Here is a 21,807-nt window from a genome sequence, read left to right as displayed (position 1 = left end):
CGTGCCGGAGGATCGTGAGGCAAGGGGCTGCCAGTCGGTGCCTGGGGGGCGCCGCCAAATGGCCGTTCTGCATGGGCCTTGTTGGTGTTCTCTGTCCCTTGCCGCGGCCACCGCTAGATATGGTGGGTGATCCTTCCGGCCTCCACAATCTGCGGTGAAACCCCCTAGATGGTCAACGTCAATTTACCACTAAATTTCCTTGACTGACTTCTCTACAGAATCACTTGCCCGCCAAATGTGGTGACGCCGATTGGATTCCCCTGAAAAACAGTGACCTCACCCAGGTTATCCCCGGAATTTTGCACAGGCGCGGCCAAGAATAAAAACACAACACCCCGGGTTTGCCATGCCCCCAATCCCGGCGTGACGGGAGAATCGCCCGAAAGATAGACACCAGATTTAGACGCGCTGCCGGCGTCGCCACAAAGTATTGATGTCGGAAAAACTTATCCACAGGCAGAGGAAGGCTGAGGCTGCGCCTTGGCCAGCCTTTGTCTTGTCCAACGGCTCGCACGCACGCCCGAAACCGCCGGCGGATATGCCCAGCCCCGGCAGTGTCGCGATAAGAGAGGAATGTGGTCGGGGCGGCGAGATTCGAACTCACGACCCCCTGTACCCAAAACAGGTGCGCTACCAGACTGCGCTACGCCCCGGACCGTGGGCTGTCTTTATATGCAGCAAACCCGGTTGAAAAGGCCTAGCAGGGCCACGCGGCAAATTCACCCAGCACGGGATTGCGCAGCTCCGTCCCGACGCCAATGCCGAGCCTGCGCGCCATCCCGCCGTTGATCTCAAGCACATATTGAATGCCATTGCCGCCGGGCAGTCCCGTCTCATCGAACGGTACGGCATTTTCAGCGATGCGCCGCACCACGCCATTCTGATCGAGAAAGATGATGTCGAGCGGAATGCGCGTGTTCCGCATCCAGAAGGCAATCGTGTCCGACGGGCGTTCATACACGAACAACATACCCGACCACGGGTCGAGTTGATCGCGGTACATAAGGCCCTGCGCACGTTCCCGCCCGTCATCCGCGATTTCGACAGTGAACGCCGCCTGCCCCCAGCTGCCACGCAGGCTGGCCAGATCAGGGCGACAGGCCTGCTCTGCCATCGCGGCAGCGCTGCTGGCCATTTGAACAACAAGAAACGCCAGACACAGACCTAAAACACGGATCACGTTTTTACGGCCGCCTCCCAGGACAGAACTTCGCATGCCATTTTACCACGCCGCCCGTCTATGACACGGATGGACAAGGCCTCTCCGGGCTGCAGCTCCGCCAGGCCGGAAGCGCGCAAGACTTCTATATGCACGAAAACATCTTCCGGACGCCCGAATACATTGGCGAAGCCGAACCCCTTTTCCTTGTTGAACCATTTCACCCGCGCCGGTTCAAGCGGCGCCGCGCTCATGTCCTCCGGGGTCAGGTCCCTGAAATCTTCCAACCCCGGCGCGTCCTGCGCGACGACGGTTTCAATTCCCAGCACCTCGACCGCCTGCACCCCACGTTGAGTGTCTTGAACGAGTACGGAAATCTTGGCGCCATCCGCGACCGAGCTTTGACCGAAGTTACGCAAGACATTCGCGTGAAGCAGGACATCCGGGCCACCTTCCTCAGACACCACAAACCCGAAACCGCGTCCCGGGTCGAACCATTTAACCGTGCCGTCAATCCTGCGGGTTTCTCTAATTTTTTCTTCCACTTTATTCCCCGCAAATTTCACAAACCTCAGATACTGGTCTCCATACAGGTACACATCCTACACAATGGTATACTCTACAAAATCCGCACGTAATGCAGCACCGAAAGTTAAGGCATTTCAAGGATTAAGTCGGGTTACTGTCCACGGTTCGTAGACGCTATTTCGCGTCCAGCGAAACCGGTCGTGCAGCCGAAACGATCCATCCGCCCAGAACTCGAACTCAACGGGCTGGATTCGAAATCCTCCCCAAAACGGCGGCCGATCGGGAGACGTCCCGTGCCGCGCCGTCACCTTCGCCACCTCAGCCATCAGCGAGGCGCGCGATTCCAAAGGCTGCGATTGTTTCGATGCCCAGGCGCCCAATCGCGACTTCAAGGAACGGGACCTGTAATAGTCATCTGCTTTCGTGCCTTCTTCGCGGGAAACGACTCCCCGCACGCGCACCTGACGACGGAGCGTCTTCCAATGCAAGACAAAGGCGACCTTTCCAGCAGTGTCGAGTTCTTCTGCTTTAACGCTTCCGTAATTCGTGTAGAAAACAAAGGCATCCGGCTCGATGTCCTTGAGCAGGACCATCCTGACATTTGGCAGCCCTCCGGCATCGACCGTCGCCAGCGCTATGGCATTGGCATCGTTGGGTTCGCTCGCCTCCGCCTCTTTCAGCCAACGCGACGTCAGCTCGAACGGGTCCGCCCCGGCAAAAATTCCGTCCCTATCAGCCATGCCACACTCTCCTGTTGATTGCCGGCTTCGCCCGGGGCCGCACTTGATGCCACCTGACCTATCGCCTAAAGGAACCGAAAGGGAAATAACGGCGGGATTGGCTGGATGTCAAATCAACTGCTTGCGGGCAAACGCGGCCTCATCATGGGCCTGGCCAACGATAAATCCATCGCCTGGGGCATTGCCAAGGCCTGCAAGGATGCGGGCGCAGAGCTGGCATTCTCCTATATGGGCGATCAATTCAAGAAACGTGTGGTGCCGCTGGCCGACCAGCTGGGCGTTACCACGCTGATCGATTGCGATGTCTCCTCCGAGGAGTCGATCGATGCGGCCTTTGCCACACTGGAAGAGAAATGGGGCAAGCTCGATTTTCTTGTCCACGCCATTGGCTTCTCCGACAAGAACGAGCTGCGCGGGCGCTATGTCGACACGACCCGTGCCAATTTCAAACTGACGATGGATGTCTCGGTTTATTCCTTCACCGCCGTCGCACAACGGGCGGAGAAGCTGATGACCGAGGGCGGCTCCATGCTCACCATGACCTATTACGGCGCCGAACAGGTGATGCCGCATTATAACGTCATGGGCGTGGCCAAGGCGGCGCTGGAGGCTTCGGTCAAATACCTGGCCGAGGATCTGGGCAAGGACGGCATCCGCGTCAACGCGATCTCCGCCGGGCCGATCAAGACGCTCGCGGCCTCCGGCATCGGCGATTTCCGCTATATCCTGAAGTGGAACGAGCTGAACGCCCCCCTGCGCCGCAATGTGGATATCGACGATGTCGGTCGCTCCGCGCTCTATCTTCTCTCCGATCTCGCCTCCGGTGTGACGGGCGAGAACCTGCATGTGGACAGCGGCTATCACATTGTCGGCATGAAGGCCGTCGATGCGCCTGATATCCACAAGGGTGGGAAAGAGGACTGAGGCCCAAGGCCCCGCCAGACACAGGAGCGACAGATGTCCGATCTTCTCCCCCATGAAAAAGGCTTCCACGTCAGCTGGGACCAGATCCACCGCGACAGCCGCGCACTGGCCTGGCGGCTGGACAAACAGGGCCCGGGCGAAGACGGCGCCTGGAAGGCTGTCGTGGCCATCACCCGCGGCGGCATGGCCCCCGCGATGATCGTCGCGCGAGAGCTCGATATCCGGCTGGTCGATACCATCTCGGTCCGCAGCTACCATCATCAGGATCAGGGCCAGGCCGAGGTTCTGAACTACCCGGACCAGGAGATGATGGGCGACGGAACCGGGGTTCTGATCGTTGACGATCTTGTCGACAGCGGCAAAACGCTGGAACTGGTGCGCAAGATGTACCCAAGCGCACATTTTGCGACCGTCTATGCCAAGCCCAAGGGCCGCCCGCAGGTCGATACGTTCATCACCGAAGTCTCTCAGGACACCTGGATTTTCTTCCCCTGGGACATGGCAATGCAATACGTCAAACCCTATCGCGGCGCCGACTGAGAGGAGCGGCGGGGTATCACCCCACCACCGCCCAAACCTGAGCACCGCCGTAGGGTGGGTTATCAACCCACCATCGCCCAACCCCGCGCGTCATCGTTGGGTGGGTTATCAACCCACCACGCCCCGAACCTCAGCGCGCCTTGAACAAACCCCCAAGAATACCACGCACGATCCGCCGTCCGGTTGTCCCGCCCAGCTCTTTGATCACCGCCCGCCCGAGCGCTTCGCCAAGACTGTCGGGCGCGCGTGACCGCGACGACCCGCTCTTGCGTGACGTCCCCCCGCCGCCCGGAGAATAACGACGCGCCGAGGTGAACTCCCGCTCCGCCTCGGCCTCGGCTTCTGCCTCCTGCGCTTCGGCCTTTTCCGCCTCCCGGGCCGCCTCTGCCGCCCGGCGCGTCAGGATCTCATAGGCGCTGTCCCGGTCCCGCAGGGTTTCATATTTCCCAGCAATCGGAGAGCTGTCTATCACGCCCCTCCGGACCGGCCCGTCCACTGGCCCCAGATGCGACGACGGCGGCCGGATCAGCGTGCGTTCCGCCACGCCCGGCACACCTTTCTTTTCCAGAAAAGACGTCACCGCCTCGCCCACACCGACCTCGCGGATAACATCCTCGGTCTTGAACCGGGGATTGTCGCGATAGGTCTCTGCCGCCAGTTTGAGCTCTTTCCTGTCCTTCGCGGTAAACGCCCGCAGCGCGTGCTGCACCCGGTTGCCCAGCTGGCCCAGAATATCCTCGGGCACATCCGCCGGGTTCTGGGTGATGAAATACACGCCCACCCCCTTCGACCGGATCAGCCGCGCCACCTGTTCAACCTTGTCGACTAGCGCCTTGGGCGCATCGTCAAACAGCAGATGCGCCTCATCGAAAAAGAACACCAGCTTGGGCTTATCCGGATCCCCGACCTCGGGCAGCTCCTCAAACAGTTCGGACAGCAGCCACAGAAGGAATGTCGCATAAAGGCGCGGCGACCCCATGAGCTTATCCGCCGCAAGGATCGAGATCATGCCGCGGCCATCGGTATCCGTCCGCATCAGATCGGACAGCTCCAGCGCCGGCTCGCCGAAAAGCTTGGTACCGCCCTGGTTTTCCAGCACCAGAAGCTGCCGCTGGATCGCCCCGATCGACGCGGTGGAGACATTGCCATACCGCAGGCTCAGCTCACTGCGGTTTTCGCCGACCCAGACCAGGAGCGCCTGAAGATCCTTCAGATCCAGCAGAGCCAGCCCCTGCTCATCCGCCACCCGGAACGCAATGTTCAGAATGCCTTCCTGCGCGTCGCTCAGCTCCAGCAGACGCGCCAGCAGCAGAGGCCCCATCTCGCTGATCGTGGTCCGGATCGGATGGCCCTGTTCCCCGAACAGATCCCAGAAAAGGACCGGAAACTTCTCGTAACAATAATCGGAAAATCCGATTTTGCCGGCGCGCTCGGTAAATGCGTCATGCAGTTTGAACGTCTCGCTGCCTGCATCGCACAGCCCTGAAAGATCGCCTTTGACGTCAGACAGGAAAACCGGGACGCCGGCCTTGGAAAACCCTTCGGCCATGATCTGCAGCGTCACCGACTTGCCGGTCCCCGTCGCCCCGGCGACCAGCCCGTGCCGGTTTGCATATTTGAGCGCGATCCCCTGATGAACACCGTAGTCGACGCCACCGCCGCCTATGAATATGGCCTCGTCCATCATCTTGCCCCGTCCTCCGAAGTTTCCGTTCCGGTGGAACATACTATCTTAACCTACCCGTGCCACTATGAAATTCTCCGCGGCACGGTCTGACCGGGCGGCGGATAACTTCCTCCCTGTCAACTGGCCGTGCCCTTCGTGGCACGGTTTTTTTCCGCCTGTCCCGAAACGCCGCGCCGGGGCCTATCCATCGCGGCCACTGACGGCCACAACATATGACAGTTGCACGACAATTTGACTGTTGACGGCTCCGGGCAAAGATCATAGCGTTTGCGCAAATACAAGTCGGCCAGTCCGACAGGGAGCAAAGGGAAAAGGGGCGCAAGCCCCTTTTCTATGCCCGCTTCCGGGGCCAGCTCCTGCAAATCCCCCCATCGGCGGCACCTTATCGCGCAGCGCAGCACCTCTCGCGCCTCTCGCCGATTTGGCCTGACATTCCCCTGATGAAATGATAGGTCCAGCCCAGCCAATACACTTAACGGGATAGATATCTTGAACACGAAAGCTTGGATCTCCGCTCTGGCGTTGGCGGCCTTCGCCGGCGGCGCAATTGCACAGACCACGACGGACGCCGCGCCCGAGCCGGAGACGGAACAACCCGCCGAGACCGCTGAAACCGCCGATTCCGCAAATGTCCCCACGGATCTGGATACCGGCCAGCCCGCCGGTGAACAGGCCGGTGGCGCCTATCTGAAGGAAAAGAGCGGCGACTGGGATGTACAGTGCATCAAAGCAGACGACCCCGCCAAGGAACCCTGCCAGCTCTATCAGCTGCTGCGCGGCGCAGAGAACAACCCGGTCGCCGAAGTGATCATCGAAAAGCTGCCCTCGGGTGGCAATGTCGCCGCAGGCGCCACGATCATCGTTCCGCTGGGCACCGCGCTGAACCGCGACATGCGGATCTCTGTCGATGGGGCGCAGGGCAAGGTCTACCGCTACGCATTTTGCGACGGCAACGCCTGTTATGCACGCATCGGCCTGGTGAACGATGACATCACGGCGTTCAAGGCAGGCAGCAAAGCCACCTTGACTATTTTCCCTTATGAATCACAGAACCAGGCGGTCAATCTGAACCTGTCGCTGTCAGGGTTCACGGCAGGCTTCACGGGTCTGAGCCCGGTCCCCGCCCCGAGCCAATGAGCCACAGCCGTCGTGCCGGACCATCCGGCGCGGCGGACCCGGAAACTGCAAACGCCCGCCGAATTCGGCGGGCGTTTTGCTTTGCTCAGGGCTGGTTGGTGCCAGACACTGGCCAGCGCGGCTCAGGATCCCCAGCTGCGCACGGGGCCACAATCCATATGGACGAAATCGGACCGGGAATACGTTCCCACCCCGCCCGCGTGACAGGCCGAGGCGGCGCGCGCCATCTGGTTGACGGAGCGCGACTGAAGCCGGAGATCGGCCGCCTGCCCCTTCATATGAAGCGAATTCCGCGCCACACCGCCGGAGCGGGACCGCAGCATCGCATTCGTCTCTGGCGAGCGATATCCGGAGAGGAGCATATAGGGTTCGCTCACATCCAGAAGGTTATGCGACGCGGCCATGATATCCATGGTGCGCATATCGATGTTCATGTGTTTGTCATTCCGCCAGTCGCGCATGAAATGCGTAACTTCGTTCACGGCATCGCGGATATATTCACCCTCGATCCAGTAAATCATATCCAGTTTTTCGCCGGTCCGGGCCGAATACATTCGAAGCCTGCGGATGTCGCCGGAATTCCGAAGGAACCCTGCGGCCTTTGAAAACGTTGGTGCTGCGGATACAGCGGTTGCTGCGAAGGCGCCCAGCAAAGCGCGCCGCGAAAATCCCACGGAGCTTGGGGTCGTCATGGTTCGTGCCTGTCCCGTTCTTACCTGCGCTCCGATGTTACGAAGCCGTTTTTACATCTCATCCCCAGATGCACCGCAAAGATTACATATTTTGTTACTTCCACCAACATGCCTTCCTGCTAGTTTTAAACGAATTCAAACCTTTCGGCGGTATTTCGCCAAAACACACCAAACCTGCGCAGTGACATGCCGCCGTTACCCGGGTGCATCAGGCGGGAAACTTGTTTGGAAATTGAACGCTTTGTGAATGGACTTGCCCTGTTCGTCACGCAACGGTGAGCTCAAAGATGTATTTTCGACCGAGGGATAAATGATGACGATATATGCGCTTAAATCCGCGCGTCTGCGCCGCCTTGCCGCAACCGCAACGATCTTTTTGTCATCGGTCGCCTGTCAGGCCACAGCCCAGGACGTCACGATTCGCGTCTCGGTATTTCAGCAGACCATCGCCGAGAACGCGGCCGAAAACCGGGGCCTGGCCACCTTTTATCGTCAGCGCGATTTTCAACCCGTCTGGACGGGGGCCGGCGATACGTTCACCGAACGCCGCCGCGCATTGATCGCGGCCATTCAGCGTGCCCCCGACCACGGATTGCCCCTCGCCGCCTATGACCTGTCCGGTCTGATGGAGGCCATGCGCACGGCCCGGACCGGCCGCGACCGCGCGCTGCTGGACGTCCGCCTCAGCCAGACGTATCTCGACTTCGCCGCCGATATCCAGACCGGCCAGCTGAAACCCTCCGACATCGCGCCGGGCATGGTGCGCGAAGTGCCCCTGCGCGATCCCGCGGAATATATGGCCGGGATCACGTCGGACGACCCCGCAGCTTTCCTCGCCTCGCTGCCGCCTCAGACCGCGGAATATGCCCGACTGATGCGCGAAAAGCTGGCCCTCGAAGCACTGATCAAGACTGGCGGCTTCGGCCCTGCCGTCCGTGCCAGCAGCCTCAAGCCCGGCGCTTCGGGTGGTGACGTCATTGCATTGCGTAACCGACTGATCCGGCTTCAATATCTCCCCCGGTCCGTGGCCACTGAATATGATCCGCAGATGGAAGGCGCGATCATGCAGTTCCAGGCCGACCATGGCCTGCCGGAGGACGGTGTCGCGGGCGCGACCACCCTTCAGCAGATCAACGTCCCGGCGCAGGACCGTCTGAAATCCGTAGTCGTCGCGATGGAGCGGGAACGCTGGATGAACAAGGACCGCGGTCGCCGTCACGTCCTGGTCAATCTGACGGATTTCCACGCCACGATCATGGAAGACGACAAGGTCTACTTTGAGACCCGCTCCGTCATCGGCGAAAACAAATCCACCCATCAGACGCCGGAATTCTCCGATGTCATGGAACATATGATCATCAACCCGACCTGGAATGTGCCGCGGTCCATCGCGGTGCGGGAATACCTGCCCGCCTTCAAGCGCAATCCCTATTCGAACGGGCATCTCAACCTGATCAATTCCCGCGGTCAGGTGGTCGATCGGGGCGCTGTGAACTTTGCCGCCTATACCGCAAGGAACTTCCCCTTTGACCTCAAGCAGCCGCCGTCGTCGCGCAATGCTCTGGGTCTGGTGAAATTCATGTTCCCCAACAAGTATAACATCTATCTCCATGATACGCCGTCAAAATCCCTGTTCGCCCGCGACAGCCGCGCCTTCTCTCACGGGTGCATTCGTCTGGGCGATCCGTTTGATTTCGCCTATGCACTTCTGGCCTGGCAGACCGACGATCCGGAAGGATATTTCAAAGCACGGCTGAACACGGGCCGCGAAACCAAGGTCGATCTGGCCGAACCCCTGCCCGTTCATCTGATCTACCGCACGGCGGTCGGTCAGGCCAAAGGGCACATGACCTATCGCCGCGATGTCTACGGTCGCGACGCGCTGGTCTGGCAGGCCCTCGCGCGCAGAGGGGTGGAACTGCCCGAAGTTCAGGGCTAAGCCGGACCCGAACCATCGGGAGGCCCCAATGCCCCATTCGATTGCAGATATCGCGCAGGCCGTCGGCGGCCTCGCGGTTGGCGACACCTCCATCCTGATATCCGCCGCAGCCGAACCCGCTGCCGCCGGGCCAGACGATCTGGCCCTCGCCATGAACCCCCGCTATGCGGACAATATCGCCCTGGGCCGCGCCCGCGCCGCGATGCTCTGGGAGGGCGCGGATTGGGAGGCGCTTGGCCTGAAAGCGGCCGTGATCGTCAACCGCCCACGACTTGCCATGGCGGGCATGACCGCGGTCCTTGATCCGGGTCAGGCCTATCCCAAGGGCATCGACCCCTCCGCCATGATCGAGCCCTCGGCAAAGATCGGCGCCAATGTCACCATCGGCCCCATGGCCTATGTGGCGGCAGAGGCAGAGATCGGCGATGGCTCTATCATCGGGCCGCAGTGCTACATCGGCCACAAGACCCGGCTGGGTCGCGACTGCGTCGTGCATTCCGGTGTCCGCATCATGGCCCGCGTGCAGATCGGCGACCGCTTCCGCGCCAATCCCGGTGTGGTGGTGGGCGGCGACGGCCACAGCTTCGTCACCCCGCAGGAAAGCACCGTCGAACAGGCCCGCAAGAGCCTCGGCGCCGAGGTCACGGCCACAGGTCAGGCCTGGGTCCGCATTCATTCCCTGGGCTCCGTCCTCATCGGTGACGATGTCGAGCTGGGCGCCAACTGCACCATCGACGCAGGCACGATCCGCCCCACCGAAGTCGGATCCGGCTGCAAGATCGACAACCTTTGCATGGTCGGCCACAATGTTAAAATCGGCCGCGACTGCCTTTTTGCCAGCCAGGTCGGCGTGGCCGGGTCCACCACGATCGGCAATGGCGTGGTCCTCGCCGGCCAGGTCGGCGTGAACGACAATATCTCCATCGGCGACAATGTCGTCGCGGGTGGCGCCAGCAAGATCTTCACCAAGGTCCCCGCAGGCCGCGTCGTTCTGGGCCATCCGGCCGTGAAAATGGAAACCAATCTGGAGATCTACAAGGCGCAGCGCCGCCTGCCCCGGCTCTTCCAGCAGGTCGCCGAATTGCAGAAAGCGGTTTTCAAGACTGCCGATAATGATTAGATCACGGGCAACGTCGCCGTTGGGGGGAACAGTGCCATGGATATCAAGGAAAAGGTCGTCCAGATCATCGCGGATCAGGCCATGATCGACCCGTCCGACGTGACAATGGACTCCACGCTCGAAGACCTCGGGATCGACAGCCTCGGCCTGGTCGAATCCATCTTCGCGATTGAAGAGGCCTTCGACATCCAGGTGCCCTTCAACGCCAATGAACCGACCGAGAGCGATTTTGACATCTCCTCCGTCGCGGCCATTGTCGCAGGCATCCAAAAGCTGGTGTCGGAACAGGCGTCGTGAAACGCGTTGTCATTACCGGCGCAGGCACGATCAACGCGCTCGGCCATTCCGTACCCGACACGCTGGAGGCGATGCGCGAAGGCCGCTGTGGCATCGGCCAGCTGGAATTCCGCGATGTCGAACGGCTCTCGATCCAGATCGGCGGTCAGGTCAAGGGGTTCGAGGCCGAAGCCCAGTTCAACCGCCAGCAGATCGCCCTCTACGACCGTTTCACCCAGTTCACCCTGGTGGCCGCGAAAGAGGCGATCACCCAGTCCGGCCTCGAATTCATCGGCGAACTGGCCGCCAAATCCGGCGTCGTGCTTGGCACGGCCGGCGGCGGCGTCTCCACCTGGGATGACAATTACCGGGCCGTTTACGAAGAGGGCAAGAACCGCGTCCATCCCTTTGTCGTGCCCAAGCTGATGAACAATGCGGCCGCCTCGCACATCAGCATGGAATACAACCTCAAAGGCCCGACCTTTACCGTCTCCACCGCCTGTTCCTCGTCCAACCACGCGATGAGCCAGGCCTTCCAGATGGTGCGCACCGGCATGGCCCCCGCCATGGTCACCGGCGGGTCGGAATCCATGCTCTGCTTCGGCGGCGTCAAGGCCTGGGAAGGCCTGCGCGTGATGTCCAAGGATGCCTGCCGCCCCTTCTCCATGAACCGCAACGGCATGGTCCAGGGCGAAGGCGCCGGCATCTTCGTCTTCGAGGAGATGGAGCATGCAAAGGCCCGCGGCGCCGAAATCCTGGCCGAAGTCATTGGATTCGCCATGTCCTCCGACGCCTCCGACATCGTTATGCCCTCCAAACAGGGCGCTGCCCGCGCCATTACCGGCGCGATGAAGGATGCGGGCATCAACCCAGATGAAGTTGGCTATATCAACGCCCACGGCACCGGCACCGCCGCCAATGACAAGACCGAATGCGCCGCCGTCGCCGATGCGCTCGGCCCCCATGCCGACAAGGTCATGATCTCCTCGACCAAATCCATGCATGGCCACCTGATTGGCGGCACCGGCGCGGTCGAACTTCTGGCCTGCATCATGGCGCTGCGCGACGGCGTGATCGCCCCCACGATCGGCTATGAAGAACCCGATCCCGAATGCGCCCTCGACGTCGTCCCCAACACCGCGCGCGAGGCAAAGGTCAATGTCACCCTCTCCAATGCCTTTGCCTTTGGCGGCCTCAACGCCGTCCTGGCCCTCCGCCGGGTCTGACGCCCCCCTTTTTCTTGCCTGAAATATCCCGGGTGGTTCGGAGGGCAGCGCCCTCCGCCCCGCAGGCGCGGATGCGCCTGCCAGCATCGAAAGCGCGCTCCGCCGGGTCACGACAACCCCGGGACCGCTCGACTAAAAATTTCTTTCCACCCCGGAACCCCGCAATTTCCGGTCTCAATTTCCGTCAGAATAAAACTGGTTTTCCCCGACATCTGAAATCGGCAGGAACCCACGCCCGTCGCCAAGGTTGATCCGGCAAGTGCGGCACCACGCCGCGCATTCAGCAAAGAGAGAGAGACATGAAACATCTTCTGCTCACAACTGCACTGATCGCCGCCGGCACCGCCGGTACGGCCTTTGCCGACACCACAGCCACGATGGACGCCAATGCCGAAGCACAGGCGTCGTCCGGCTCTTCCGCCTTCATGACCGAAGCCTCCGAAGGTGCGATCCGCGCCTCGGACTTCCTTGGCATGCGCGTCTATGCTGCGGCCGACACGGGCGAACTGTCAGAGAATGCCGGCACGGGCGAGCAGTGGGAGGACATTGGCGAAATCAATGACGTCATCATGGGCCGCGACGGCCAGGTCACTGCCGTACTTGTCGATATTGGCGGTTTCCTGGGTATTGGCGAGCGCCAGGTCGCAGCCAATCTGGATCAGATCCAGTTCGTTTCTGACAGCTCCACCGAAGATGCTCAGGATTTCTTCCTCGTGCTCAACGCCGACCCGGCCACTCTGGAGGAAGCCCCGGCCTTTGGCGCACAGCAATCGGCTGCAGCTGACACCATGACGGATGATCCCGCGGCCATGGACACGGCCGACGCCACGGTTGACGAGGGCATGACCTCCGACGCACCGATGGATCAGGCCTCAACCGAGGAAGCCGTCCCGGCGGAGGAAGAGCCCACCGATATGGCCGCAACTGAGGAAGCTGTCCCGGCGGAAGACGACGCCACCGACATGGCGGCAACCGAAGAAGCTGCCCCGGTGGAAGACGACGCCACCGACATGGCCGCAACCGAAGAAGCTGCCCCGGTGGAAGACGATGCCACCGACATGGCCGCAACCGAAGAAGCCGCTCCGGCGGAAGATGACGCTACCGACATGGCCGCAACCGAGGAAGCCGCTCCGGTGGACGACGACGCCGCCGATATGGCCGCAACCGAAGAAGCTGCCCCGGTGGAAGAAGACGCCACCGATATGGCCGCAACCGATCCGGCCATGGACCCTGCGGCAACCGGCACAGATATGGCGGCAACAGAGGCCGCTCCGGCTGACCCGATGGAGGGCTATTCCCAGGCCGATGCAGGCGCGATGACGGCCGAATCCCTCGAAGGGGCACGCGTCTATGACGCCAATGACAAATGGATTGGCGAAATCTCCGAGCTGATCGTGGCCGAAGACGGCCAGATCACGGATGCAATCGTTGATGTCGGCGGCTTCCTGGGTCTTGGCGAAAAGCCGGTCGCTCTCAAACTGACCGATCTCCAGATCATGCGTCAGGATGAAGGCGAAGACATCCGGATCTCCACGGCCATGGCCGAGGAAGAGCTGGAATCGCTTCCCGAGTTTGAAAAGCAATAACTCGATTTAGCCTATGACGACGAAAAAGGGGCCGCAGATGCGGCCCCTTTGACGTTCTCACCAAGGGAACTATCGCACAGCGGTTGCGTTGCTTTTGCAGAACTCGCCGGCGCAGGCCGGATCAACACAGCCAGCCCACCGACCGCGGAGGTACCGTATTGTGAACATTCAGAGCCAATCCGGTCACCGTCAGGCCACACGGGGCGCAACCCGGTCCATCTGCATTATTGCCAACCCGGTATCAGGCAAGGAGGACACAGGTCTCTTTCCCCGGCTCGAACATGTTCTGACAGAGCTCGGCGGCCGCCACGAGTTGCGCGTGGCCGAATCCGGAGGTCAGCTCGAATCCCTCGCCGAACATGCTGTGGGTGACAGGTTTGACGTGATCGCCGCCGCCGGCGGTGATGGCACGATCGCCGCCGTCACCTCTGCGCTCTTTCACGCCCGGAAAGGCGCGGGCTCCGATCTGCCGCATCTCGGGGTGATCCCGCTGGGAACCTTCAATTATGTCGCGCGCGAATATGGCCTGCCGCAGGACGACCCCGAAGCGGCGCTGCGGCTTCTGGCAACGGCACCGGCCCGGCCCATCTCTGTCGGGACGGTGAACGGTCGGGTGTTTCTCAACAATGCCTCCCTCGGCGCCTACCCCGCGATCCTCGACCAGCGCGAGGGCATCTACCGCCGCTGGGGCCGCTCCCGCATCGCCGCCTATTGGTCGGTGCTGCAGGTTCTGGCCAGCCTGCCCAGCCCTCTCTCCATGACCATCGACATCGACGGAGAACAGCGCCGCAAGAAAAGCCCGCTCGCCTTTGTTGCCAATTCCGCCTACCAGATCCGCGAATTTGACCTGCCCGGCGCGGAGGAGGTCGAAGAGGGCCGTTTTGCCATCTACATGGCCCCCGATACCGGCCGCTACGGGCTGATCCTGCGCGCCCTGCGCCTCGCCGGTCGCATCGCCCGTCCCGGCCGCGACATGGAGCTGATGCACGGCCGCACCGTCACTATCGCCACCCGCCAGAAAAAACGCCTGGTCGCCCGCGACGGCGAGAAGACGGAGATGAAGAGCCCGTTCACATTCGAGCTGCACAAGGATGCTCTGACCCTTGTTGCCCCGGACCAAACCGCGACCGAATGACCACCCGCCTGATCCATCTGTCAGACCTGCATTTCGGCCGCGACCGGCCGGAACTGATGCGCCCGCTCCTGAGTGCCATCAACGACCTCTCCCCGGATGTCGTCGCCATTTCAGGTGATCTGACCCAACGCGCCCTCTCCAGCCAGTTCCGCGCTGCCCGCACCTTCATCGATCATATCGAGGCGCCGGTGCTCTGCGTGCCCGGCAATCACGACCTGCCCGTGCACCGCCCTTACAAGAGGTTCTTCGAGACCTTCTCAACCTACCGCAAACATATCGACCGCGATCTTGAACCCGATTATCTGACAGACGACCTCGCCCTCATCGGCATCAACACCATGTCGCCCTGGCGCTGGCAGACCGGCTGGGCCTCGCGCCGGTCGATCCGCAAGGCCGCCCAGACCTGTCGGGAAGGGCCTGCCCACCGTCTGAACGTGATCGTCGCCCACCACCCGTTCGAAATGCCCGAAGGCACCGACAAAAAGCCGATGATCAACGCCCAATGGGGCCTGAAGACACTGGCGGAGTCCGGGGCGGATATTGTCCTGTCCGGCCATCTCCACCTCTGGAACGTCATCTCCCCGCCCGATCCCACCGCCCCGGCCGTGCTGCAAATCCATTGCGGCACCGGACTGTCGACGCGACAGCGCGGCGAGCCGAACGATTTTGCTGTCCTCGACATCGGCAGCGACACCTCTGAAAGCGACCTGACCGTCACTCGCTGGATCGCCGGCCCCGACAACCGTTTCTCCCCCCGCGACCAACACCTCTTCCACCGGGGCGCAGACGGCTGGGAAACCCCGGCCCGCCGTGATCCGGCCCTGTCGCACGGCTGAACAACCACAGCCCGGCGCGAGACGGTTTTGCACCCGCGAAAAATCCGCCATACAGACCGGCATCGGCCCCGGCCGATTCCGTAACCCCATTCCGTCACAGAACCCGGAAGAGAGACATGCACGATATCCGCGCTATCCGCGAGAACCCCGCCGCCTTTGACGCCGCCCTCGGCCGCCGCGGAGTTTCTCCGGTCTCCTCCGAGATTCTGGCCCTCGACGAAAACCGCCGCGCCTGCATCCATGCCGCCGAGACCGCTCAGGCGGAGAACAATGCGGCTGCGAAAAAGGTCGGCGCTGCCAAGGCCAGCGGGGACGAGGCCGAATTCGAACGCCTGCGCGCGCTGGTCGCCGCCAAAAAGACCGAGGTCAGCGATATGCAGGCCAAGGCCAAGGTGCTCGATCAGCAGCTCACCGATCTGCTGCTGGGTATCCCCAACCTGCCCTACGACGACACGCCCGAAGGCGCGGACGAGAATGACAATGTGGAGCTTCGAACCTGGGGCACGCCACCGGAGTTCAGCTTCGCCCCGCTAGAGCATTACCAGCTCCCCGCCGTGCAGGACGGTATGGATTTCGAGACCGCCGCCAAGCTCTCCGGCTCGCGTTTCGTCGTCCTGTCGGGGGGCGTCGCCCGGCTGCAGCGGGCGCTGGCACAGTTTATGCTCGACACCCATACGCTGGAGAATGGCCTGACAGAGACCTGGACCCCCGTTCTGGTGAAGGAAGAAATGATGGTCGGCACCGGCCAGCTGCCAAAGTTCGGCGAAGACAGCTACCAGACCCGCGAAGGCTGGTGGCTCGTCCCCACGGCAGAGGTCACGCTGACCAATATCGTCAACGACACGATCATCGACGAAGGCTACCTGCCCCGCCGCTACGTCGCCCATACCCAGTGCTTCCGGTCCGAAGCCGGCTCTGCCGGGCGCGACACCGCCGGCATGCTGCGCCAGCACCAGTTCGAAAAGGTAGAGATGGTCTCCATCACCCATCCGGACAACAGTCGGGCCGAATTGGACCGCATGACCGACTGCGCGGAGGGCATCCTGCGCAAGCTGGGCCTCGCCTTCCGCACCGTCGTGCTCTGCACAGGCGATATGGGCGCAGGCGCCCGCCGCACCCATGATATCGAGGTCTGGCTGCCCGGCCAGAACACCTATCGGGAGATCTCCTCCTGCTCGGTCTGCGGCGACTATCAGGCCCGGCGCATGAATGCCCGCTTCCGCCCCAAGGAGGGCAAGCCGGAATTCGTCCATACGCTGAACGGCTCCGGCCTCGCCGTGGGTCGCACGCTGATCGCGGTTCTCGAAAACGGCCAGCAGGAGGACGGCTCCGTCAAACTGCCCGAGGCGCTGCACCCCTATCTGGGCGGCCGCACCACCCTGACGGCAGAGGGCGAGCTCATCTGAGCCCGCCCTCGCCGCGCCTCATTCTCCCTTGGGGGGCGGAGGCATCTGACCCGGTGCACCACCGGCTGGGGGGGCCGGCATGGACAGGGTCCGATCTGCATTGAAATCAACAGGAATTGTCAGCCGGCCCGAATAGCCGGCTGACGGATCGCCGGTCATCGCCAGCGTCTGCTGGGCAATCTGCGCATCGGTATTATCGCCAAAGACATTGTCGCTGGGGATGGTGATCCGGCCGAGGTTCCGCACCCCATTGGAATAACGCCCATCCACACCATACACGGCAGCAGCCTCCGCCTCCGGAATGGCGATCTGCGCCGTCAGGACCGAGGCCTTGCCGGAAACCGCCGCCTCCGCACTCTCGAAAACCTCGAAATGGATATGTGGCCAGCGCCCGTCATAGCACCCCGGCACGATGGTCTGAAACCGAACCCGACCCGCGTCATCAGCAATCCCTACGCCACGCAGAAAATTCGCCTCCGTATGGTCATAGAGCGAATATTTACCAATGGCATCACAATGCCAGACATAGATCGCATGTCCCGCCAGCGGCGCACAGCCCTCCGCATTCTCCAGCACCAGATCAAGCGTCAGCGGCACACCCTCTGCCGCCCCCGCCATCCCGGCAAAGGAGGTGGTGATATCCTCCCGCACCACCCCGGCCTGCGTCAGGGCATTCACCACCTGCCCGGCCCTGGAATTGCTCCCGTCCGCCGGATAGGGCCCCGCCGTTTCCCACGGCAAGGCCACACAATCCAGCGCCGCCGCAGGCCCGGCCAGCGCCGCGCCCCCCAAAAGGCCCAGAACACCGCGCCGCCCGATCAGGCGCGGCAGGTCATGCAGAAATCCAAGGTCATGATCATCATGCGAATGCGTCATCGAAATCTCCTTCTCGGCGCCTGACCGGCGCTTCTGAAGGCTTCAACGCATCAACAGGAAACTTCCGTCGAAAAAAATCGACCCTCACTTCATCTTGGCAAAAATACTCCCGCCGGAGGCCGCGCCATCAATCCAGACCACAGCCGGCAAAAGCGTCGCCTCCCCGATATCAGAGCCGGGACTGCGCGGCAGCGCGCAGCTGGATCAAACCCGCCAAATCAGACCCACCGGATCAGCCCGGCTTGCCCTTGCCCAGATGCTTGCGCAGCCGCGACGGCGTCGCCTTCTTGCGTCCCTTATAGGGGTTCTTGTCGGCCTGCGACCGCAGATACAGCCGGATCGGCGTCCCCGGCATGTCGAAATCCGACCGCAACCCGTTCACCAGATAGCGTGTATAGGCATCCGGCACCGCATCGGGATGCGAACACATCACCACGAAGGCCGGCGGCCGGGTCTTCGCCTGCGTCATGTAGCGCAGCTTGATCCGTTTGCCCTGCGGCGCCGGCGGCGGATGCTGCTCCAGCATCGAAGTCAGCCAGCGGTTCAGCTTCGCGGTGGAGGTCCGGCGGTTCCAGACCTCATGCGCCTTGATCACCGCGGCCTGCAGCCGGTCGAGGCCCCGCCCCGTCCGAGCGGAGACAGTCACCAGCGGCGCGCCCCGCAGCTGCGGCAACAGACGCTCGAACGCCTCCCGCAGCCCGGCAAGCTTGGCCTGCTTGTCGTCTTCCAGATCCCATTTATTCACCGCCACCACAACGGCACGCCCCTCGCGCTCCGCCAGATCGGCAATCCGCAGATCCTGCTGCTCAAACGGGATGGCCGCATCCAGCAGCACGATCACAACCTCGGCGAATTTCACCGCCCGCAACCCGTCGGAGACGGAAAGCTTCTCCAGCTTCTCCTGCACCTTGGCCTTCTTGCGCATCCCCGCCGTATCGAAGAGCCGCACCGGCAGCCCGTCCCAATCCATCCGGAGCGAGATCGAATCCCGCGTGATCCCGGCCTCGGGCCCCGTCAGCAGCCGGTCCTCGCCAAGGATCTTGTTGATCAGCGTCGATTTCCCGGCATTGGGCCGCCCGACAACGGCCACCTGCAAGGGCCGCTTGTCCGTGGGCCGCCAGCTCTCATCCCCCTCCTCGGGTTCTTCGTCCACGTCCAGATCGGTCAGCGGCGTCAGCCCTTCGGCCTCCATCGCGCGGGCGGCGTCCTTGTCCCGGGCGGCAAACTCTTCGGCCAGCGGCATCAGCGCGGCGACCAGATCGGCCATCCCCTCGCCATGCTCGGCCGAGATGCCCAGAGGCTCGCCCAGCCCCAGCTCGAACGCCTCGAACAATCCGGCCTCTGCCGCCCGCCCCTCCGCCTTGTTGGCAGCCAGGATCACATGCCGGGCCCGTTTCCGCAGAATCTCGCCAAACACACGGTCCGCTGGCGTCACACCAACCCGGGCGTCGATCACGAACAGGCAGATGTCGGCCATGTCCACCGCCCGCTCCGTCAGCTTGCGCATGCGGCCCTGCAGGCTCTCATCCGTGGCCTCTTCCAGACCGGCGGTATCAATGACGGTAAAGCGCAGATGCCCCAGCCGCGCCTCGCCTTCGCGCAGGTCGCGCGTCACCCCAGGCTGGTCATCGACCAGCGCCAGCCGTTTGCCGACCAGACGGTTGAACAGCGTCGACTTGCCCACATTGGGACGGCCGACAATGGCAAGAGTAAAGGACATGGGTGCCTCAAGGGGTCCGGGAACCGAAAGGCCCCCGATACCCTATTCCCGGCTCAACGGAAAGCGTGCAGTTGGCCGTTGGCCGACACGACATACAGCGTCCCGCCCGCAATCACCGGGTTGGTCGTGGCGCCGCCCGGCAGTTCGGATTGCCCGGTCAGGCTGCCCGAGGCCGGATCGAAGAACCGCAACAGCCCGTCGCCCGAGGCGACAACCAGCCGGTTGCCCGCCAGAACGGGGCCGTGATGCGGATAGACCCGGGCCTGACGACGCGGCCGGTCCTTGGTAAAGAGCGGCAGCTCTATCCCCCAGACTCGTTCCCCGGTGTTCCGGTCCAGCCGCACCAGCTCGTTCCGGTCGCTGACAAGAAAGACCGAAGACCCGGTCATCCAGACCGATGACATCGGCCCTTCCTGCGTCGACCACAGCCGGGCACCATCGGCCATATTAAAGGCCTGCATCCCGCCGGACTGCACCCCGGAAATCAGCATGCCATTCGATACGACCGGATCAGAGGAGATGTCGGTCACGACAGCACGGGCCAGCCCCGGTCGCCGCCCCTGGATGATCCCGCCCCATTCGGTCAGCCCGCTGGCACGGCCCGCGGCCAGAAGCTCTCCGGACGGGAAGGCAAAGACCACCGTCTCACCGGCGATAACCGGGGCGGGTCCGCCAGCCAGATTGTTCCGGTTGGGTGTGCCGCTGATCTGCCAGGCAACGCGGCCATTCTCGGCCCGGATCGCCCAGGCGGTCGAATCCGCGGCCACCATATAGACCAGCCCGCCGGCATATGACGGTGTGCCGGTTCCGGCCGCTTCGAGGTCCTGTTCCCAGATCACCGCGCCGGTCGCGGCGTCCAGCGCCGTCAGCACGCCATAGCCTGTTGACACGAACAGACGGCCATCGCCATAGGCCAGCCCGCCGCCCGTCGCATCGCCGGCATTGTCCAGAGGTGGAACAAGGGTCCGGGTCCACAAAACCGCGCCTGCGGTCGACACAGCCGTAACCCGCGCCTCGGAATCAAGCGCAAAGACCCGTCCGTCTGCGACCACCGGATCCGCCGTGATGCGCGTCTTGCGGGTATCGCCCGAGCCGATATTGACGCTCCAGACCCGCTGCGGCGCAGCAGATATGGCGGCATTATCCGTCCGCGTGGCCGGGCTCCCCGGACGCTGCGGCCAGTTGGCATTGGTTGTGACAGGCGGCAGCGACACCGGTTCGCTGCGGTTGGCCGTCGCAGCCGGATCGATCTCCGGCACGACATCCGTATACACGCTGTCCACATTCTCCCGTTTGCCGGGCAGGATCGGATCTTTCTCTTCGCAGGCGGCAAGCAGCAGAACGCTGACAACCAGCCCGAAACGGAGAGCACCCCGGCAACCGGGCACAATCCCGACCCGCGAATTAACTATGCTCATAGGCAAGCGCCCCACCCTTCCTCGTCTTTTCAGTCAGCCGGCGCATCCGAGGTCTCCGCCCCGGGTTCGCCCGCGTCTTCAGTGGCAGTCCGGTCCCCGCCAAGGGTCACAATCAACTGAGACGTCCGCTGACGCAAGCCCGCCGACGCTTCGGCCTCCTGCTGCAGCTCCCACAGCAGCGCCAGCGCCGCCTCGCGATCCCCCTCCTCGATATAGGTCAGGGCGATCTGTTCCTGCGCCAGAACGCGCAGCGGCGCACCGGGGGCCGTCATGGCCTCGAACCCGGTACGACGTTCCGCCGGCGTAAGGCTGTCGGACTGCAGCACCAGCGCGCGGAACTCCGCCAGGGCGCGATAGATCGGCGGCGTCTCTGCAGAGGCCGCCACCTGCGACAGCAGCGCCACGGCATTTTCCGTATCGCCCGCCGTCGCGGCTTCGGAGGCCTGCAGCATCCGGCGCAGCGCATCCCCCACCGGCCCCGGTGCCGTAATCGTATCCAGAGCCGTCACGCGTTCCTGCGGCGCCTCTTCTTCCAGCGCCGCCAGAAGGCCATCGCCGAACTGTTGCGCGGCTGCAAGGTTCTGCGCCTTGCGGTATTCGTTCCACGCGGCCCCGCCCACAAGCACGACAACGATCACTGCACCAATCCAGCCATACCGCCGGAACGCAGCAAAAAGCCTGTCGCGACGCACTTCTTCGCTGACTTCGTCGATAAAGGAATCCGACTGGCTCACGGCTGCCCTCCGCTGCGATTTGGCGGCGCACTCCGGCCCACCTTCAGGTCGGCACGTCTTAACCTGTCCATCCCCCGGTGCCAAGAGCTGCCCTTCCCCCTGCCGACACCGGTGCGGCACCAAGGTTT

20 protein-coding genes and 1 tRNA gene are annotated in these 21,807 nt (G+C 62.8%); 11 read left to right on the top strand and 10 right to left on the bottom strand.

Features of this window, described 5'->3' with window-relative positions; translation table 11 throughout:
* Window positions 1–576: 576 nt before the first annotated feature.
* The 4 genes from ACRARG_RS20150 to pdxH all read right to left on the bottom strand — a co-directional run bounded on the left by ACRARG_RS20150 (window position 577) and on the right by pdxH (window position 2,427).
* A tRNA-Pro gene (locus ACRARG_RS20150) sits at window positions 577–653 on the bottom strand.
* 44 nt (window positions 654–697) lie between these two features.
* Window positions 698–1,135, bottom strand: a complete 438-nt coding sequence (locus ACRARG_RS20145; RefSeq protein ID WP_432691819.1) for a DUF192 domain-containing protein — start codon at window positions 1,133–1,135, stop codon at window positions 698–700.
* A 41-nt stretch (window positions 1,136–1,176) separates the two neighbouring features.
* On the bottom strand, window positions 1,177–1,704 hold the full coding sequence (locus ACRARG_RS20140; RefSeq protein WP_432691878.1) for a cold-shock protein: 528 nt from the start codon (window positions 1,702–1,704) through the stop codon (window positions 1,177–1,179).
* A gap of 117 nt (window positions 1,705–1,821) precedes the next feature.
* Complete coding sequence (gene pdxH / locus ACRARG_RS20135) at window positions 1,822–2,427, bottom strand: pyridoxamine 5'-phosphate oxidase (RefSeq protein ID WP_432691818.1); 606 nt, start codon at window positions 2,425–2,427, stop codon at window positions 1,822–1,824.
* Between the two features lie 105 nt (window positions 2,428–2,532).
* Between pdxH and fabI the strand changes: the two genes are divergently transcribed.
* On the top strand, window positions 2,533–3,351 hold the full coding sequence (fabI, locus tag ACRARG_RS20130) for an enoyl-ACP reductase FabI (RefSeq protein WP_432691817.1): 819 nt from the start codon (window positions 2,533–2,535) through the stop codon (window positions 3,349–3,351).
* A 33-nt stretch (window positions 3,352–3,384) separates the two neighbouring features.
* Window positions 3,385–3,891, top strand: a complete 507-nt coding sequence (gene gpt, locus ACRARG_RS20125; RefSeq protein ID WP_432691816.1) for a xanthine phosphoribosyltransferase — start codon at window positions 3,385–3,387, stop codon at window positions 3,889–3,891.
* A gap of 130 nt (window positions 3,892–4,021) precedes the next feature.
* On the opposite strand, the gene ACRARG_RS20120 is transcribed toward gpt, so the two are convergent.
* Window positions 4,022–5,575: a helicase HerA-like domain-containing protein gene (locus ACRARG_RS20120; RefSeq protein ID WP_432691877.1), complete on the bottom strand. Its 1,554-nt coding sequence runs from the start codon at window positions 5,573–5,575 to the stop codon at window positions 4,022–4,024.
* A gap of 492 nt (window positions 5,576–6,067) precedes the next feature.
* Here ACRARG_RS20120 and ACRARG_RS20115 point away from each other — a divergent pair, with 492 nt between their 5' ends.
* A complete protein-coding gene (locus tag ACRARG_RS20115) occupies window positions 6,068–6,715 on the top strand; it encodes an invasion associated locus B family protein (RefSeq protein ID WP_432691815.1) in 648 nt (215 codons plus the stop codon).
* Window positions 6,716–6,837: 122 nt separating this feature from the next.
* Here ACRARG_RS20115 and mepK read toward each other — a convergent pair whose 3' ends face one another.
* Window positions 6,838–7,407 carry a peptidoglycan L,D-endopeptidase MepK gene (gene mepK / locus ACRARG_RS20110; protein ID WP_432691814.1) on the bottom strand — a complete coding sequence of 190 codons (570 nt, stop codon included), beginning with the start codon at window positions 7,405–7,407 and terminating at the stop codon, window positions 6,838–6,840.
* Window positions 7,408–7,720: 313 nt separating this feature from the next.
* Between mepK and ACRARG_RS20105 the strand changes: the two genes are divergently transcribed.
* From ACRARG_RS20105 to serS, 8 genes are all read left to right on the top strand, one after another.
* Window positions 7,721–9,346 (top strand): L,D-transpeptidase family protein, encoded by a 1,626-nt coding sequence (locus ACRARG_RS20105; protein ID WP_432691876.1) that lies wholly within the window; start codon window positions 7,721–7,723, stop codon window positions 9,344–9,346.
* A 28-nt stretch (window positions 9,347–9,374) separates the two neighbouring features.
* Window positions 9,375–10,466: a UDP-3-O-(3-hydroxymyristoyl)glucosamine N-acyltransferase gene (gene lpxD / locus ACRARG_RS20100; protein WP_432691813.1), complete on the top strand. Its 1,092-nt coding sequence runs from the start codon at window positions 9,375–9,377 to the stop codon at window positions 10,464–10,466.
* 36 nt (window positions 10,467–10,502) lie between these two features.
* Window positions 10,503–10,763: an acyl carrier protein gene (locus ACRARG_RS20095; RefSeq protein WP_432691812.1), complete on the top strand. Its 261-nt coding sequence runs from the start codon at window positions 10,503–10,505 to the stop codon at window positions 10,761–10,763.
* Window positions 10,760–11,968: a beta-ketoacyl-[acyl-carrier-protein] synthase family protein gene (locus tag ACRARG_RS20090; protein ID WP_432691811.1), complete on the top strand. Its 1,209-nt coding sequence runs from the start codon at window positions 10,760–10,762 to the stop codon at window positions 11,966–11,968. The genes ACRARG_RS20095 and ACRARG_RS20090 overlap by 4 nt, the downstream gene beginning before the upstream one ends.
* A gap of 299 nt (window positions 11,969–12,267) precedes the next feature.
* On the top strand, window positions 12,268–13,554 hold the full coding sequence (locus tag ACRARG_RS20085) for a PRC-barrel domain-containing protein (protein ID WP_432691810.1): 1,287 nt from the start codon (window positions 12,268–12,270) through the stop codon (window positions 13,552–13,554).
* A gap of 160 nt (window positions 13,555–13,714) precedes the next feature.
* The gene (locus ACRARG_RS20080) at window positions 13,715–14,689 is read left to right on the top strand and encodes a diacylglycerol/lipid kinase family protein (RefSeq protein WP_432691809.1); all 975 of its coding nucleotides are present in this window, start codon (window positions 13,715–13,717) and stop codon (window positions 14,687–14,689) included.
* Window positions 14,686–15,525, top strand: coding sequence for a metallophosphoesterase family protein (locus tag ACRARG_RS20075; RefSeq protein WP_432691808.1), 840 nt, complete (start codon window positions 14,686–14,688; stop codon window positions 15,523–15,525). Before ACRARG_RS20080 ends, ACRARG_RS20075 begins: the two co-directional genes overlap by 4 nt.
* Before the next feature lie 116 nt (window positions 15,526–15,641).
* Entirely contained in the window at window positions 15,642–16,931 is a 1,290-nt protein-coding gene (gene serS / locus ACRARG_RS20070) for a serine--tRNA ligase (RefSeq protein ID WP_432691807.1), read from the top strand.
* A gap of 18 nt (window positions 16,932–16,949) precedes the next feature.
* Here the strand turns inward: serS and ACRARG_RS20065 are convergent, their stop codons facing one another.
* The 4 genes from ACRARG_RS20065 to ACRARG_RS20050 all read right to left on the bottom strand — a co-directional run bounded on the left by ACRARG_RS20065 (window position 16,950) and on the right by ACRARG_RS20050 (window position 21,679).
* Window positions 16,950–17,807: a dioxygenase family protein gene (locus tag ACRARG_RS20065; protein WP_432691806.1), complete on the bottom strand. Its 858-nt coding sequence runs from the start codon at window positions 17,805–17,807 to the stop codon at window positions 16,950–16,952.
* A gap of 232 nt (window positions 17,808–18,039) precedes the next feature.
* Window positions 18,040–19,527 carry a ribosome biogenesis GTPase Der gene (gene der / locus ACRARG_RS20060; RefSeq protein ID WP_432691805.1) on the bottom strand — a complete coding sequence of 496 codons (1,488 nt, stop codon included), beginning with the start codon at window positions 19,525–19,527 and terminating at the stop codon, window positions 18,040–18,042.
* A 53-nt stretch (window positions 19,528–19,580) separates the two neighbouring features.
* On the bottom strand, window positions 19,581–20,945 hold the full coding sequence (locus tag ACRARG_RS20055; protein ID WP_432691804.1) for an outer membrane protein assembly factor BamB family protein: 1,365 nt from the start codon (window positions 20,943–20,945) through the stop codon (window positions 19,581–19,583).
* A gap of 29 nt (window positions 20,946–20,974) precedes the next feature.
* Window positions 20,975–21,679, bottom strand: a complete 705-nt coding sequence (locus ACRARG_RS20050; RefSeq protein WP_432691803.1) for a tetratricopeptide repeat protein — start codon at window positions 21,677–21,679, stop codon at window positions 20,975–20,977.
* Window positions 21,680–21,807: the final 128 nt, after the last annotated feature.

This window comes from Pseudooceanicola profundi (genome assembly GCF_050897955.1).
GTDB lineage: Bacteria > Pseudomonadota > Alphaproteobacteria > Rhodobacterales > Rhodobacteraceae > Pseudooceanicola.
The sequence above is the reverse complement of the archived record's forward strand: the minus strand, read 5'-3'. Positions and strand labels throughout refer to the sequence as shown.